Source organism: Phycisphaeraceae bacterium (assembly GCA_040222855.1).
Classification (GTDB): domain Bacteria; phylum Planctomycetota; class Phycisphaerae; order Phycisphaerales; family Phycisphaeraceae; genus Mucisphaera.
The window spans coordinates 150,337-167,003 of the sequence record JAVKCD010000003.1; the positions used below are offsets into that span (position 1 = coordinate 150,337).

Sequence of the window (16,667 nt, forward strand, 5' to 3'; positions counted from 1 at the left end):
TCAGTTTAGTGGTTGTGGTGGTGGGGATGGGTCGGGGGCGATGGTTTCGATCCAGCCGAGTCTGGCTAGAAATGCGGTGATTTCCGCATGCCACTGAGGGTGGATGGGGTCGAGTTCGTGGCCGATGCCGGGGTAGGTGATGAGGGTGGCGTTGGGGTTGGCTGCGAGATTGTCCTGGGCGTGGTGATAAGGGATGACGGGGTCGGTGTCGCCGTGGCCGAGGAGGATGGGCCCCTGGAAGTCGCGGATGACGTCGATGGAGTCGAAGGGGTGTTTGAGGAGAAAACCCGGAACCCAGAGCTGGGCGGCGATGGGGCGGATCGAGGTGAAGGAGGACTCGATAATGAGCGCGACGGGGGTGCGGTCGCGGGCGATGGCACAGACGACGCCCCCGCCAAGGGAGCGGCCATGAAAAGCGATGCGGGCGGGATCGACTTCGGGGCGTACGGCGAGCAGGTCGTAGAAGGCGACTCCATCGGCGCGGGCGGTGGCCTCGGAGGGTGATCCAGCGGAGCGGCCAAAGCCGCGGTATTCGATCATCAAGACTGACACACCCAGGTCGGCGTACCACGAGGCGTGCTGGAAGCAGAGTTGGATGTACTCGAAGTTGCCGTGGGCGTAGAGGATCGCGGGGCCGGGATTCTCGGCGGAACGTCCCTTGCCCGGGAAGAACCAGGCCTCGACGGGTCCGGCGTCGGTCTCCAGCCAGATGACCTTGATGTTGAGGTTGGGCGGGGGTTCGAGATTGACGTTGTCGGGCTTGAACTGGCCGGGGAAGATCATGCCGGTCTGGGTGACGTAGAGCGTGGTCCACCAGGCCAGCGGGAGGATGATGGTGATCAGGAAGGCGATGCGGAGGAGCGAGCGGGACCAGGAGCGGCGCTTGGGCATGGGGAGAGTTTAGGGGGTGTGCAGATGTGGGGAGGGATGTTTTCTTGTCGGCAGGGCTGGGGATGTCTAGGATCGGGGTTGAGGCTAGGCTGTGCCTTTGAAACGACCCATTTGACCCTGGAGATCATGCGATGACCACGGCGACTGCAAACCTGCTGCACCGGAAGACCTACTCGAACATGGCCGAGACGGTGTTCAACACGCCGTTGGTGAAGCTCAACCGCGTGGTGCCCGAAGGCGGGGCGACGGTGCTGGTGAAGTGCGAGTTCTTCAACCCGATGGCATCCGTGAAAGACCGGATCGGCAAGGCGATGATCGAGGCGGGGGAGAAATCGGGAGCGATCGGGAAAGGGACGCACATCATCGAGCCGACTTCGGGGAACACGGGGATTGCCTTGGCGTTCATCTGCGCGGCGAAGGGCTACAAGTTGACGCTAACGATGCCGGAGTCGATGAGTCTGGAGCGGCGAGCGCTGCTCAAGGCGTTGGGAGCATCGCTGGTGCTCACGCCTGCGGCGGAGGGGATGAAGGGGGCGATCGCCAAGGCGGGGGAGCTGGTGGCGACGCAGGACAACGCGTGGATGCCGCAGCAGTTCGAGAACCCGGCCAACCCGGAGGTTCACTACCGGACGACGGGCCCGGAGATCTGGGCAGACACTGACGGTAAGGTGGACATCTTTGTGGCGGGTGTGGGCACAGGTGGGACAATCTCGGGCGGTGGGAAGTTTCTCAAAGAGCAGAAGTCGTCGGTCAAGTGCATCGCGGTGGAACCGGAAGATTCGCCGGTGATCTCGGGCGGGAAGCCAGGCCCGCACAAGATCCAGGGGATTGGCGCTGGGTTCATCCCGAAGAACCTGGACATGGATATCGTCGATGGCGTCGAGAAGGTCGGGAACGAGGAGGCCTTTACGATGGGTCGCCGGGTGTGCCAGGAAGAGGCGCTGTTTGGCGGGATCAGCACCGGAGCCAACGTGGCGGCGGCGTGCCGTCTGGCAGCGATGCCTGAGAACCAGGGCAAGACCATCGTGACGATCGGCTGCAGCTTCGGCGAGCGGTATCTCTCGACGGCGATGTTCGCGGACCTAGTGGGCTAAGAGCGGTCGGTTTGGCTAGAATGCTGGATCATGTATGGCCGCGTGCCCGAGTGGACTAAGGGAGCGGATTGCAAATCCGCGATTCGTGGGTTCGAATCCCACCGCGGCCTTTTACGTATCTGGAATACCCAGTGCCTTTTGAGTATGTTTACGAGCTTTCTCCAGAACAGTTTGAGATAGCGGTCAAGCAACATCTTGAGCGCAATGTGGATCATCTAGACCAGTTTTCTGTTAAACATCGCGAGCAAATCAAGGGCCTTGATGGACACTACGAGATTGATGTAGTAGTGCGATTCACTGCTCTGGATGTTCCATTTGTATGTTTAGTCGAGTGCAAGCACCAGAAGAACAAAGTCAAGCGCGAACAGGTGCAAATATTGCATAGAAGAATGGACTCTATAGGCGCACACAAAGGCATTTTATTCTCATGCAGTGGCTTTCAGAGTGGAGCTATAAAATATGCACAAGCGCACGGTATTGCCCTCGCCACCGTAACACCTACGGATATATGCTATTTCACAAGGTCGCTGAATCAGATCAAGCCCGGAAGTATGCAAAAAAGAAAGCCTGACTGCATAGTCTGGATGATTTCCTTGACCGATGAAGGATACTCTTCAATGTCTAACGTCAGTCAAGGGGGTGACAATAGTCTTCGTAGATATCTTGCATCTCAACCAGAGGCTTCGGACTAAGAGTTCTCTTGCGCTCAGTTGAGCGATAGCGGTCGAGGTCATGACGGCAAGGGTAGAAAGAGTCCGAAGATCTTGTTTGCAAGTGAGATGAAGGCATCGCTGGTGGATCTGAGAATGACATCTGTGCGTCGTCAGCGCTGAGATCTTGTAGTGCAGATTGATTGGTCAAGTTGGTGGCCCGTCAGGAGCCGTCCGTTTCTTTGCTCACCGCGCGGTCGCTGGGTTCCAGCGGTCTCGCTGCTGCGTGCGCGAGAAGGTGTCGCTGACGGGTCCGAGGGTGGCGTGCCCGTCGGCGAAGGTCGTGCTCAGCCCGCCCCCGCCTGAGCCGCGGTGGCGAAGGACGAGATCGTCTTGGGGATTCACGTTCCTGGTGATCCAGTAGTGGGCCATGATGTGGTTGGAGGAGGTGCTGACTTCGCCGTGGATCACGGTCGCGGAGGGTGCGGGGAGCGAGCTGGCGCGGTGCCAGAGGCGGCCGGCGAGCACAGCGCGTTCTTCGGCGACATCGGGTGAGAGGCTCGGGTAGACGGACTGGGCGTAGGAGAAGTCATAGGTGGCGGTGCGTTCGTCGGCGGGGCAGCGGAGGTGATGGTTGTAGTAGTGAACCGCTTCCTCGTTGTCTTCAAGATAGAAATCGCCAAAGACAACAGCGAGTCGAACCTCAGGAGCACCAAGGTAAGGTGCGAGTTCGAGGTCCCAGTCGAGCCCAGCCCCGAAGCCCTGATGATTGGTCGGCGGGAAGTAGTCGGCGTGGTCGTGAAGGTACATCGTGAGGGCCTGCGCGATCGAACGGGTTTTGGTGAGGCAGTTGAGGGCACGGGCCTGATCACGGGCGGCACCCAGGGCGGGGAGCAGGACGCCGATGAGCAGGGCGATGATCGAGATGACAACCAGCAACTCGATCAGCGTGAACCCCCCCACCCCCCCCACGACCCAGGCACGGTGCGGGGGCCGTCGTGTCTGGGTTGTCGGGTTGGTTCGGCTCAGAAAGATCATGATCTGTGTCGCCTGCGGAGGGTGAGGGCGAACAGCGAGAGGGCGCTGACGGGTTCGGGGACTTGGGTGAGGTCGCTGCCGAAGTTTGTGGCGAGCATCGAGAGGTCGATGAGGTCTACGGAGCCGTCGCCTGAGATATCCCCGTGCTGCCAGAGGGCGTCGGATGTTGAGAAGTTGGCGGCGAGTGCAGAGAGGTCGATGAGATCGACGCTGAAGTCGAGGTTGGTGTCGCCCAGGACGGTGCCGATGAGCGTCTGGATGAGGTACAGGCGATCGTCATCATCGACTGTTCCGGACTGGTCGTAATCCTGATCGGGCGTGGTGGTGGCGAGGCGGAGGTCCTCGGCGAGTTGGTTGATGTCATCGACGCCGTTAGACGCTGTGGAGACCGTGTCGATCCAGGTGAGGGTGATCTCGCCGGGAATAAAGGTCGGGCTGAGGTCGCCGGGGAGCCCGTTGAGGTTCTCGGCGACGAAGACACGGAACGTTGTCTCATAGCTGCCGGGGGCATCGGAGACATTCCAGTGATGGGTCATGCGGCCATCCCACTGCCAGACCATGGGAGAGCCATCGGTACCGAATATGGGATTGAGGCTGTGTTCGCCGTTGAGCCCGTCAGAGATCCCTCCGCCTGAGTCTGAGGCGAAGGCACCCTCGTAGATCGAGAGCCCGGGGGTGGCGTCGATGAGTTCGATGAAGGCGGCCTCTCCCGGACCGGGTGCCCAGCGACCTTGCCTCAGCCAGCCGAACTGGGCGTTGTACGCGCGGTCTACGAGGACATCGTAGGGCTCGGGGAGAGGCGGTTCGCCGAGGATCATCTCGAGTCCATCGCCCGGATCGGTGTCGAGGGTGATGGTGAGGGGGAAGCTGCCATCGACGGGTGCAGAGACGCCGACATTGATGTGGTTCATCAGCCCCCCGAGGGAGACGCCATCGGCTCTGGTAAGGTTGGTCGCGGCCAGGGTGAGCGTGACGACGATGAGCTTTGTGATGAGCGATCTCATGGGCGACCGCCTCTGCGTGTGACGAGAGAGAGTGTGGCGAGGGTGATGAACGCCGTGGAGGGCTCTGGCAGCACGGTGTAGGCGAAGGTGATGTCATCGGCGGTGTAGCCAGTGAGCGGATTGCCTAAGAGATCGGCGACGAAGATGCTGAAGGTCAGGTCGTAATCGCCTGGAGCCGAGAAGGCGACCCAGTTGTGCTGCATCAGGAAGTCGTCGTCCCACAGCCAAGCGGCGGGCGAGCCACCGGTTCCCTGGATGGGGTTCATGGTGTGGCCGGTGGTCATGAGCTGATTACCGTTGCCGCCCTCATAGATCGAGACGATGCCGGGACCGGAGACCGCGATGAGTTCGATAGCGATGGTGGCGTCGATGGGGATATCGATGGGCTTGAAGCCGATGGACTGGTCCTCGAGCCATCCGATCTGAGCGTTGAAGGGCTGGTTGTTGAGCACATCGTAAGGCGACTCGAAGGGGCCGGCGGCCTGGTTGGCGGACATGGCAACGAGACGATCCGAGGAGCTTGCGTTGCCACTGGGACCATCACGAAGGATGGCGTTCACGATGTTGTTCTGGACGGCGATCTCGGCGTGGATCATGCCGTTACCGGTCATGCTGAGTCCGGAGGTGAGGCCCGGCATCGGCGGGATGGCTGCCTGAACAGGGGAGGCGCAGAGGGCTGCCAATAACGCCGAGCTGATGATTCGGAGCATGGGAGTGTTACCTTGTGAAATCGAGGCTGACGCCTCAGTCATGTGGATGGATCAGTCAGATCAATGGACCGTGCACCATAAACATGGTGCTACGGTCGGGTAGGCCCCGGGAGGTGGGCGTGTACTAGGGCGAGCGAAGCTCAGGCGACAGGCGGAGCGCGGCCCGCGGTGATGTTTGGCGGTTCGATCGCACCGATCTGAGGCGGCTCGAGGATCAGCGGGAGTTCATCGAGCAGGATAACGATGGGGTCAAAGACCATCGCGGGCGGCGGGGTGTTGAGCCCCGTTTTGAGATGGCAGATCAGGCATCCGCCCGAGCAGGGTTCCAGAGGGGTGCCATCGGGTGAGGACTTGATGAGGTCGCAGAGAGGGCAGAAAGAGACGCTGGCGGCGTTCTGGCTTTCGCTTGGGAGAGCGATAGCGCCGCGCTTGTGGCCGGGGAGGATCACAGCGAACCAGAGGACGCACCAGGCGATCATGAGCCAGCGGAGCTTATTGCTGTTCATGGCGTGTCTTGAGGGGTGAGACGTTATGAACGTATCACCGGGTGCGGTCAATGGCAGAGGTAATAATTTACTGGACTTCATCGAGCGTGCAAGCAGTGAATGCGGCGAGGGTGGTCATGGCGGTGAAGGCGAGAAGGGTGGCGGAGACGCCCAGTGTCTGGGCGAGGAGGGCGAAGGCAGAGGCGGCGAGCAGGAGCAGGCCGATGGCGGTGTTGGCGATGGCGGTGTAGGCGGCGCGGGTGTCGGGCGTAGCCATGTCGGTGAGGTGGACCGAGCGGCCAAGGCGGACGCCTTGGTAAGCGATCATGAGAATAAACAGACAAGCGGGAAGAGCGTATACAAGCCATGGGGCATCGGCGGCGAGGACACCGAGGGCGGCGGTGGCACCGAGAGTCACCGCGGCGATGACCGAAGTGAGGATGAGGACCTTGCGGGAGGAGCGGTCAGCGAGCCTGCCCCAGATGTAGTTGCTCACGAGGGCGGCGAGGGCAGAAGCAATGATAAAGAAGCCCAGCCGAGCGTCATCGGGAGCGTTTGAGCCCGCGAGGGCAATCATGTAGGGCGGAGCGAGGGCGGTCGCGGTGAGGAGTCCACGGGTGGCGATGAAGCGGCGCAGGTGGCAGTCGGTGAGGACTAGCTTGAGGTTATCGCGGGCTGTGATGAGGGCATTCGCCCCGCCTTCGGTGCTGCCTGAGTCTTCGGTGAGGCTGGTCATGAGCGCGGCGGCGGTGAGCCAGAGGCCAGCGGCGAGGAACAGGACGATGGCGATGGTGGTCGGCGTGCGCGGGAGGAGATTGGTGGCGAGTAAGATCCCAAAGGTTAGAACAGCTGCCGCCGCGACGGTGCCTGCGGTACCCGTGGCGGTCCCTCGGGTGGACTTGGCGACGGTCTTGCCAAGGACATCTTTGTAAGACACGGAGCAGATAGAACGCCCCAGAGCAAAGAGCGCGAGGAGGGCAACGATGGTGAGACCCGCAGACGTGCCTTCAAGTACCAGGGAAGCGGCGGCCATGGCAAGGACTGCGAGGCCTTGAACAATGGAGCCGGCAACCCACGCCCATTTACGTCGGGGCATCGTACGGATGTAGCTGGCGGTGATGAGTTGGGGGAGGAGGGCACCGGCTTCGCGGACAGGAACGAGGAGTCCGATGAGGGAAGCGGGGCTGCCCAAGGCGGTGAGAAGCCAGGACAGAACGAGTTTGGGGTCGAGGAGTCCGTCGCCCGTTTTGGTCATGGCGAGTGCGGCCACGTGGGTGAGGAAATTGGCAGGCTGCTCGCGGCAGGCCTCATCAGGGATATCCCGACAGGCGCGGCTGTCGTCTTCGGCGGTGAGGGCTTCGTGGACGTGCTCGAGGGTGGACTGGGTCATAAGCTCGCTGCTGCGGGGAAGTGTAGACAGGATCTGGTCTGTGATCGACGAGAGCGGATCGACTAAAGTCAGAGTGTCAGATTGCTTAACCAATAAGGAGTCATCGTGATGAATACTCTGTTGTCCGGTGGGGGCTCTCGGCGTGAGTTTCTCAAGGGCGCGGCTGCCGCGGCGGCGGGGCTGGGTCTTGGAGGGCAGGGGTCGATAGCTCTGGGTCAGGTCGGGGGTGGATCGACTCGTTGGGGCGGGAAAGCAAAGAACGTGGTGTTCATGGTGTCGGACGGGATGAGTCAGGGGACGTGGACGATGGCGGATATGGCGCACCGGCTGCGCTCGGGTCGGCGGTCGTTCTGGGCTTCGCTGATGATGGAGGGGATGCCGTCGGCGCAGGTGATGACGCACTCGAAGGACTCGCTGGTGACCGACTCGGCGGCGGGTGGCTCGGCGTGGGGCAGCGGGGTGCACCTCAACAACGGCGAGATCAATCGACACGGTGGGAAGGATTACGAGCCTATTCTGGTCACGGCCAGGAAGGCGGGGATGGGTACGGGCCTGGTGACGACAACCCGGGTGACGCACGCGACCCCCGCGAGTTTCGTCGCGAATGTTGACCACCGCGACATGGAAGATGAGATCGCGGGGCAGATGATGGAGAGAGGGGTGGATGTCGTGCTGGGCGGGGGCGCGCGGTATTTTCCTGATGAGCTACTGACAGAGTATGAAGATGTGACCGTGGTACGCACCGCTACGGACCTGGCCATCAAGCGAGGCGTCGAGGGTCGATTGCTGGGGCTGTTTAACGACAGCCATCTGGCATATGAGTTGGATCGGCCGGCGGAGGAACCTTCGCTGCGTGCGATGTCGATGGTGGCGCTTGAGAAGCTCGCTGCACGCGAGACTGGGTTTGTGTTGCAGATCGAGGGCGGTCGTGTGGATCATGGCGGGCACGGGACGGACGCGCCGGCAAATCTCTTTGATCAACTGGCGTTTGATGAGGCGGTCGAGGCGGTGGTGGGTTGGGCCAGACGGCGCGGGGACACGCTGGTGATCGTGACGACCGATCACGGGTGCGGCGGGCCGGAGTTGACCCTCTATCAGGAGGAGGGCAACGAGGGGTTTGCGAAGTTGCTGACAGCCAAGAGCACGGTGACGGCGGTGCAGATGAAGGCGGGGCGTGAGGCGGATCGCGTGGACCGGTTGATCGCTGGCTTCCGAGACGCTTTGGACATCGAGCTGAGTGCTGCGGAGCAGGACTATCTGCGTGGATCGCTCGGTCGTGATCGTGAGGGCGAGGGGTTCAAGGGTTTGCAGGGTGACAGCAGGGTCATCTCGACGGTGCTAGCCAATCACTGGGGGGTGAGTTTTGTGAGCGGGAACCACACGGCGGAGATGGTGCACGCCTCGGCAGTCGGCCCGGGGAGCGAGCTGCTGCGGCCGATGATGGATAATGTGGAGTTTTATGGGTTAATGACGGGGGCGATGGGATTGAGCGTGTGATAGGGCATTCAGAGACGGAATACGGTTGACTCTGGGTATGAACCGGCTGTTTGGTCAATGGGACGACGGACCCGGCTGGCGAGAGCGAGCGATGAAATAGAGTCATAGCGGTGATCAGTCCAGCGGACCGAGGATGTCCGCCAGGCTGTTATGGTGTGCTCTGCGATGTTGATCGCTGACGAAGGAGCACACGATGGCGGTGTATCGCATTGAGGTCTGGGATCAGGGTGTGGATGAGGACCCGGCGGGGGTGACAGGGGACCTGCGGGCGCTGGTGGAGGGTCTGGCGGGGCTGAAGCGGCCGGCAAGAAGCGTGCGGTCGGCTCGTGTGTACCTGGTGGAGGCGGGGATTGATGAGGCGGGCGCATCGGCAATCGCGGAGGGGCTGCTGGCCGATCCGGTGGATCAGGTCGCGGTGGTTGGCTCTCGTCTTGCGAGCACAGGGGCGGTGAGTCTGGAGGTCCACGACCTGCCGGGGGTGATGGACCCGGCGGCGGAGACGGCGCGGGTGGCGATCGCCGATCGGCTCCACGATTCGGGTGATGGCGTGCGCGTGCGAACCGGGCGGCGGATTGATCTGGTGTTCGACGGGCAGCGGCCCGGAGATGAAGAACTGATCGGCGTGGCGGAGCGGTCGGTGGCGAACCGGGTGATCGAGCGGGTGGTGGTGGGCCACGAGCACCCCCCTACTCTGGAGTTGGGTCGGCCCTACGAGTTTGTGTTGGGTCGGATCGAGCTGAGTGGATTGGGGGATGATGCGCTCAAGAAGCTGTCTCGCGAGCAGCACCTGTTCCTGAGTCTCGAAGAGATGAAGACCATCCAGGCATACTTCGGGGAGTTGGGGCGGGAGCCGACAGACATTGAGTTGGAGACGCTGGCGCAGACGTGGAGTGAGCACTGTGTTCACAAGACGCTCAAGAGTGCTGTGCGTTACACCGGTTTCGGCAAGGAATGGCTCGAGGCGTTGCCCGGTGCCGTGGTCGAGGGAGATGCGGTGGTCATCCCGAATCTACTCAAACACTCCGTGGCGGCGGCGACGTTTGAGCTGATGGAAGACCCGACGATCGGTGACTGGTGCGTGAGTGTGTTTCACGATAACTCGGGCATCGTCCGCTTCGATGATGAGGACGGAGTGTGTATCAAGGTCGAAACACACAACCATCCATCCGCGCTCGAGCCGTACGGCGGCGCTGCGACGGGCATTGGCGGGTGTATCCGTGACATCATCGGCACCGGTCTCGCAGCGAAGCCGATCGCCAATACCAACGTCTTCTGCGTTGCCCCCCCGCCCACATGGGCCGAAGGTAATCTTGATGTCCCTGAGGGAGTGATTGCGCCCGAGCGGGTGTTGCGGCGAGTGGTCGAGGGGGTGAGAGATTACGGGAATCGGATGGGGATCCCGACGGTCGCGGGTGCGGTGGCCTTTGATCCGGATTATGTGGCGAACCCGCTGGTGTTCGCGGGGTGTGTGGGGTTGATCCCGCTGGATCGAGTCGAGGGGACAGCGCAGCCCGGCGATCGGATCATCGCGGTGGGGGGAGCGACCGGAAGAGATGGAATTCACGGTGCGACGTTCTCGTCTGCGGAGTTGACCGATGCGCACGCAGAGGAGTTCTCCCACGCGGTGCAGATCGGAAACCCGATCACGCAGAAGAAGCTGCTGGACGCGATCCTGGCGGCACGGGATTACGTTGATCCAAAGACAGGCCAGCGCCGGTGTCTGTACAGCGCGATCACAGACTGCGGAGCCGGCGGGTTTTCATCGGCGATCGGCGAGATGGCGGAGAAGGTGGGGGCGGTGGTCGAGCTGGACCGCGCCCCGCTGAAATATGAGGGATTGAGTTACACCGAGGTCTGGATCAGCGAGGCCCAGGAGCGGATGGTGCTGTCGGTGCCAGAGTCGGATGTCGCAGCGTTTGCAGCGTTCTGCGAAGCGGAGGGCGCCGAGTGGTGTGATCTGGGTCGATTCGGCGAGGGAGATGACGGAGCCGCCGAACTGGTGCTGCGCTATAGCGAGCAAGAAGTCGGTCGCATGGCGATGGATTTCCTGCACGACGGATTGCCAAAAACGCATCGAGTCGCGCACGCCCCCCCCCGCTTGGTTGATGAGGAGGTGCAGGCTGTTGATGTTGACCCGTCGAAGGCCGAGAAGGTCCTGCGTGGATTGCTTGGGCATCCGACCATCGCGTCGAAGCACTGGATCATCCGGCAGTACGACCACGAGGTACAGGGCGGGTCGGTGGTGAAGCCATTGGTGGGCGTGCGCGGGGATGGACCATCGGATGCGGCGGTGGTGCGTCCGAAGCTGAGCAGCCGTAAGGCGGTGGCGCTGGGCTGTGGTCTGGCTCCGCAGTTGTCGGAGAAGTCCATCGAGCGCGGGACCTCAACGGATGGGGATGCGTACTACGCGGTACTCGCAGCGATTGATGAGGCCATCAGAAACGTAGTTTGCGTCGGCGCCGACCCGGAGCAAGTCGCGATCCTGGATAACTTCTGCTGGCCATCGTGTGATGATCCGGAGTCGATGGCATCGCTCGCGCGAGCGGCGGCAGCCTGTTATCACGGGGCGAAGGCGTACCGATCACCCTTTGTGTCGGGCAAGGACTCGCTGCACAACCAGTTCACGACAGAAGACGGCAGGCTCATCACCATCCCGTCAACGATGTTGATCACGGCGATGGGGATCGTCGAGGACGCCGGTCGCTGCATCACCAGCGATGGCAAGCGAGCGGGCGGGGTGCTCGTGCAGGTCGGAGCGGTGGGTGATGAGCTGGGCGGCAGTCACCTGGCTGAGCTGGAACAACTAAGCGGCCCTGTCCCGAAGGTGGACCTGGACCTTGGTCCGATGACGGCGAAAGCTGTCGCGAAAGCGATCAAACGTGGCATGGTGCGATCGGCGCACGATGTATCGGATGGCGGGCTGGTCGTGGCGGCCTTCGAGATGGCGATGGGGGGTCGGCTGGGGGTCAAGCTTGACCTAGCGGCATTGCGCGGGCTGCCGTGGCCTGCCGCGTGTTTTGGTGAAGGTCCATCTCGCTACCTGCTTGAGGTTGATGCCGATCAGCTCGAAGCGATGATGGGTTACTTCATCGCCACAGGCGTCGATGCAGCGGCGATCGGAATGCTCGACGAGGGTGATCGCCTGGTCGTAACAGGTGCAGATGGTAGGCTGCTGATCTCGGCAGCGATGGACGATCTGCGTGGCGTGTGGCTGGGCACGCTGGACTGGTAGGGCCCCATCGTGGGCAACGGTATCCCGGCAGCGGGGATGAGGCGGGTTGGCCTGATCTGCGCGTAGCGGTGGTACCTTATAATCTGATGGTGACTACACCAACCGATCCATCGAAGACGATCTACCTGATTGACGGGCATGCGCAAATCTTTCGGTCGTTTTTCGCGATCCGTTCGGCGATGACCTCGCCTGTGACGGGAGAGCCGACGAACGCGACGTTTGGTTTTGTAGGGATGCTCATTAAGCTGTTTCAGCAGTGCACCCCCTCGCAGGTCGTGCTGGCGGTGGACTCGAAGGGAGACACGTTCCGTCACGAGTTGTACCAGCAGTACAAGGGAACGCGCGACGCCCCGCCGCAGGAGTTGCCCGCACAGATCCCGCGGATCCTGGAGTTGAGCAAGCTGTTCGGGATCCCAGTGCTGGCGAAAGTTGGCGCGGAAGCGGACGACATCATGGCGACGCTGGTGCGTCGAATTTTGGAGGACCCTGCGTACGCCGATGCCCGGGTCATGCTGGTGTCGAAGGACAAGGACCTTGAGCAACTGCTCGGGGATCGAGTGTCGATGTACGACATCCATACAGACACCATGATCGATCCGGCGTATCTCACTGAGACCAAGGGCATCACGCCAGCGCAGGCGATTGACCTGCAGGTGCTGACGGGGGATTCGGTGGACAACGTGCCGGGGGTCAAGGGAATCGGGAACAAGACGGCGGCCCAGTTATTGGGTGAGTTTGGGTCGATTGATGGCTTGCTTGCAAGATTAGATGAGGTCAAGGGCAAGCGGAAAGAGAACATCGAGGCGGCGCGGGAGTTCTTTCCGATCGCGCGCAAGCTCGTGACGCTGGACCAGCACGTCGAGTTGGACATCGATTTAGATGATCTGGCGTTGGGGCCGATGGACGGCGAGACGCTGTTGACGCGCTTCCGGGAGTTGGGCTTTAACCGCCACGCTGAGGACCTCAAGCGATTGCTGGGTAAGCCGGCTGAGGCGAGAACCACGCCAACGCCAACGAAAAAGAGCAGGGCTAAGCCTGCGGACCCGCTTCAGAGCACGCTGTTTGGGGGAGAGCTGGCGGAGACGGCTGGGGAGGATGCTGAGTCCTATGACACGGCGGATGCGGATCAGTATGAAGCGGTGACGACCGCGAAGCGGCTGGCTGAAGTCGTGCAGGCCATCGAAGCGCTCGCGGGGACAGACCGAGTGCTCGCGGTCGATACCGAGACAACGGGGCTCGGTTGGAAAGCGGATTTGTGCGGGTTGTGTCTGAGTTGGGAAGCCGGGTCGGGCGTCTACATCCCGGTGATGGCACCGGAAGGCGAGACGATTCTGTCGCTCGAGGAGGTGCGATCGGCCCTCTCTGGCGTGATGGCAGATGAACGGATCAGGAAGGTTGGTCATCACCTGAAGTTCGACCTTCACGTGCTGCATCGTGCCGGGTTGATCGTGAAGGGGATCGCGTTCGACACGATGATCGCTGGCGCGCTGACCGAAGCGCCGGGTCTCAAGCTCGATGACCTGGCGTTGTCCATGCTGGGTCATCGGATGATCCCGATTACCGATCTGATCGGGAACAAGCCCAGAAAGAAGTCTGATCCGGCGCAGAAGACGATGGATCAGGTCCCGCTGGCCGTGGTAACGACGTACTCGGCGGAGGACGCCGACATCACCTTGCGGTTGTACGAACGATTGCGGCCGATGGTGATAGATTCTGGCGTGGCGAATCTGATGGATGACGTGGAGACGCCCCTGATCGCGGTACTAACGGACATGGAGGAGGCGGGGATCACTGTCGATGCGGGGGGTCTGGATCGTCAGCGGGAACTACTGGAAAAACGGATCGACGAGCTCCGTGATCTGACTTTAGAGAAGGCCCAGCAGGCAGGCGCGACGGTTCCATTTAATCTCGATTCGCCCAAGCAGTTGGGCGATGTGTTATTCAAGCAGTTGAAGCTGCCGGTCATCAAGCGAACCAAAACCGGCCCATCGACAGACGCTGAAGTTCTGGAGAAGCTCGCGGACCGTGATGATCTCGACGGGCCTGGGGCAGAGGTGCCGAAACTGCTGGCCGAGTACCGGATGCTGACCAAGCTGGTCGGGACGTACCTGGTGTCGCTGAAGGAAGCCATTGACGACGAGACAGGCCGGGTGCACGCGACGTTTCATCAGACCGGGGCGGCAACGGGCAGATTGTCATCGAGTGATCCGAACCTCCAGAACATCCCGATCCGCACGGAAGTGGGGCGAGAGATTCGGCGGGCGTTCGTGGCGACGCCCGGCAAGATGCTGGTGGTGGCCGACTACTCACAGATCGAGCTGCGCGTGCTGGCGCATCTGTCCGAGGACCCGGCCCTGATCGAGGCGTTCACCACGGGTGAAGATATTCACCGCGCGGTGGCTGCGGAGGTGTTTGAGGTTACGCCCGAGGAGGTCACGAGTGAGCAGCGGGGACACGCCAAAACGATCAACTTCGGGATCATCTACGGCATCACCGCTTACGGACTGGCACGACGAATCGGAAACCTCGATCGAGGGTCGGCTCAGGCGCTGATCGATGCGTACAAGGATCGCTTCAAGGGGATTAACACCTTCCTTGAGGCTTGCATCGAGGAGGCGAAGAGTAAGGGGTATGTATCGACGATTCTCGGTCGGCGGCGGGCGATCCCGCAGATCGAGGCGAAGCAGCCGAACCTGCGAGCACTCGGTGAGCGATTGGCCATCAACAGCGTGGTGCAGGGCTCGGCGGCGGACCTGATCAAGGTGGCCATGGTCCGGCTGCATGAGAAGCTCGCGGATGAAGCATCAGGCGCACGCATGCTGCTGCAGATTCACGATGAACTGGTGGTCGAGGCGGATGAAGACAAGGCGGACGAGGTCGCGGCGTTAATGAAGAAGGTCATGGAGGAGGCGATGACGCTGCGGGTGCCGCTGGAGGTCGAGGTCGGGATGGGCAAGAACTGGCACGAGGCGAAGTAACGGCGACTCAAGAATGTTGAGGGTCAGGTCGAGAGCGCCTGATCCAAATCAGTCAGTATTTCCTGCGTAAGATCCCAGAAGCCATTCTCGCGGAAGGGTGTAGCGGCCTGCCGGTAGGCGGTGTGGCGCTGCGTGTGGTGGTTCCAGTGCGACTGGGCATGGTAGAGCGCTCGCCGGGCCGTTTCGGCGGCAGACTTGGAGCGCGTCGACTGAAAACTCCGGTAGGCAATGAGCCCGGCGAACAGGTCGTGGATCGCTTCGAGCAAGGATTCGGTGTAGATCATCGACCCGAGCAGCGGGGCCATCGTCTCGTGCTCTCGGTCGCCTAAGGCTTCCTGCAGTTTTCGGTAGAGTCGCGCCGCGGTGGCGGCGGCGGCGGCTTTTTCATCGAGTACGGCGTCAAGGTCAGTCAGCGGGATGCGCTGGATCATCCGCCAGGCGGCGTGGGCATCGAGCGTGTCGTCCTCGATCCAGTCGCCGTTGGGATGCCATGGCGAAGGCTTGAGACGCGCGAAGGGGCCGATGTAAAAAGCCTGGCGGATCATCTCGGCTGAGTCGGCGAGGATCTCGGTCAGCACCTCGACGAGCGGGTCGTTCTCGTGGAGTTCGAGGCGGGTGATGGCCCACTCGCGAGCAAGCGCCGCAGGATCAGCCTGAGGGTCATCGGCGAGTCGAGGGGCGGCGAACGCAGAGGCGTCGATCCAGGTCTCGTTCTTGATGAACGGTCCGCCCCAGCCGCCGCCTCGGACCCAGCACCACAGGCCGGCTAAGGGCAGACGCTCGGCGAGCTGCGCAAGTCCCTGCGGTTGATCGGTCGTCGCCGACTCCGGATACCCATCACGCCAAAGAGCTGCCTGGTTGTTCGGTAACGCGCCTTTTCCCTCGAACTCCCGCTGACACTGAAGCTCGTACAAGATCGGGGTCTGCCCGCAGACGAGTGACGACGGGTTCCAGTTCTGATAGCGCCAGAAGTCGGTCTGTGTGAACTTGAATGACAGGATGAGCCGGTCGTCATCACGCTGTGGGAGTCGAGGCGCAACCATCGCAGCCAGATCAGGATTATCGTGCAGGCCATCGGGGCGGACGTTCCAGGCACGGACGATCATGCGCTTGCCGAGCTTTTCGACGATGCGGTCGTGTCCCTGCGTGATCGCGTGGACGATCCGGTCCGCAGCGGACCAGTCAGCGCAACGAGAGCAGTGCGGGGTATACAGATCATTACCGATCAGGTGCGGAAGCCGCTGGGCATCGTTGTCGCCGAACCGCAGAACAACACCCGCCACCGCGGGATAGCGTTCGAGTAGAGCTTCCAACACGGCGTAGACGCGATCCCAGATGTCGGGGCTGGCCGGGCACAGCACCTTGCCACGACCCCGACAGCAGAGGTTGTTGTTCTTGCCCTCAACAGCATCCGTGGCCAGAACCAGAAGGTCGTAGGAAAGATACGTCTCCAGACCGGCGCCGCTGATCTGATCGATCCGCTCCGTCAGTGCCTGAAGCGCGTGGTTGAGCCAGTTGCGGAGTTCAGGGTCGCGAACGAACTCGGGCGATGTGACACCCGAGAGTGCCGTGGTCTCGTAGAGGACGACGCCGGTGTAACCGAGGGCGGCGAGTTCGGCCGGATCACGATATCGGGACTGGACCGGCGGTTCGCCAGCGTTGTCCAGGATGGTGGCGAGCTTGAGCATCTCCCGAATG

The 16,667-nt window shown here is 61.9% G+C and carries 11 protein-coding genes and 1 tRNA gene; 5 read left to right on the plus strand and 7 right to left on the minus strand.

The annotated features are described in order from the left end of the window. Entirely contained in the window at positions 1-891 is an 891-nt protein-coding gene (locus RIG82_00660; GenBank protein MEQ9459449.1) for an alpha/beta hydrolase, read from the minus strand. 131 nt (positions 892-1,022) lie between these two features. Between RIG82_00660 and cysK the strand changes: the two genes are divergently transcribed. Together cysK and RIG82_00670 are read left to right on the plus strand one after the other, a co-directional pair. Beyond that, on the plus strand, positions 1,023-1,985 hold the full coding sequence (gene cysK / locus RIG82_00665) for a cysteine synthase A (protein ID MEQ9459450.1): 963 nt from the start codon (positions 1,023-1,025) through the stop codon (positions 1,983-1,985). Positions 1,986-2,021: 36 nt separating this feature from the next. Next, positions 2,022-2,095: transfer RNA gene (locus RIG82_00670), tRNA-Cys, on the plus strand. 786 nt (positions 2,096-2,881) lie between these two features. Here the strand turns inward: RIG82_00670 and RIG82_00675 are convergent. The 5 genes from RIG82_00675 to RIG82_00695 all read right to left on the minus strand — a co-directional run bounded on the left by RIG82_00675 (position 2,882) and on the right by RIG82_00695 (position 7,262). Continuing rightward, a complete protein-coding gene (locus RIG82_00675; protein MEQ9459451.1) occupies positions 2,882-3,673 on the minus strand; it encodes a prepilin-type N-terminal cleavage/methylation domain-containing protein in 792 nt (263 codons plus the stop codon). After that, on the minus strand, positions 3,670-4,677 hold the full coding sequence (locus tag RIG82_00680) for a hypothetical protein (protein MEQ9459452.1): 1,008 nt from the start codon (positions 4,675-4,677) through the stop codon (positions 3,670-3,672). Before RIG82_00680 ends, RIG82_00675 begins: the two co-directional genes overlap by 4 nt. After that, positions 4,674-5,387, minus strand: coding sequence for a hypothetical protein (locus RIG82_00685; GenBank protein ID MEQ9459453.1), 714 nt, complete (start codon positions 5,385-5,387; stop codon positions 4,674-4,676). The genes RIG82_00680 and RIG82_00685 overlap by 4 nt, the downstream gene beginning before the upstream one ends. A gap of 140 nt (positions 5,388-5,527) precedes the next feature. Continuing rightward, entirely contained in the window at positions 5,528-5,893 is a 366-nt protein-coding gene (locus tag RIG82_00690; GenBank protein ID MEQ9459454.1) for a hypothetical protein, read from the minus strand. Positions 5,894-5,960: 67 nt separating this feature from the next. Beyond that, positions 5,961-7,262, minus strand: coding sequence for a hypothetical protein (locus tag RIG82_00695; protein MEQ9459455.1), 1,302 nt, complete (start codon positions 7,260-7,262; stop codon positions 5,961-5,963). A gap of 108 nt (positions 7,263-7,370) precedes the next feature. On the opposite strand from RIG82_00695, the gene RIG82_00700 reads away from it, so the two are divergent. The 3 genes from RIG82_00700 to polA all read left to right on the plus strand — a co-directional run bounded on the left by RIG82_00700 (position 7,371) and on the right by polA (position 14,969). Continuing rightward, positions 7,371-8,759, plus strand: coding sequence for an alkaline phosphatase (locus RIG82_00700; GenBank protein ID MEQ9459456.1), 1,389 nt, complete (start codon positions 7,371-7,373; stop codon positions 8,757-8,759). 193 nt (positions 8,760-8,952) lie between these two features. Further along, positions 8,953-11,991: an AIR synthase-related protein gene (locus RIG82_00705; protein ID MEQ9459457.1), complete on the plus strand. Its 3,039-nt coding sequence runs from the start codon at positions 8,953-8,955 to the stop codon at positions 11,989-11,991. 86 nt (positions 11,992-12,077) lie between these two features. Continuing rightward, positions 12,078-14,969, plus strand: coding sequence for a DNA polymerase I (polA, locus tag RIG82_00710; GenBank protein MEQ9459458.1), 2,892 nt, complete (start codon positions 12,078-12,080; stop codon positions 14,967-14,969). 23 nt (positions 14,970-14,992) lie between these two features. Here polA and RIG82_00715 read toward each other — a convergent pair whose 3' ends face one another. Next, entirely contained in the window at positions 14,993-16,657 is a 1,665-nt protein-coding gene (locus RIG82_00715; GenBank protein ID MEQ9459459.1) for a hypothetical protein, read from the minus strand. Positions 16,658-16,667: the final 10 nt, after the last annotated feature.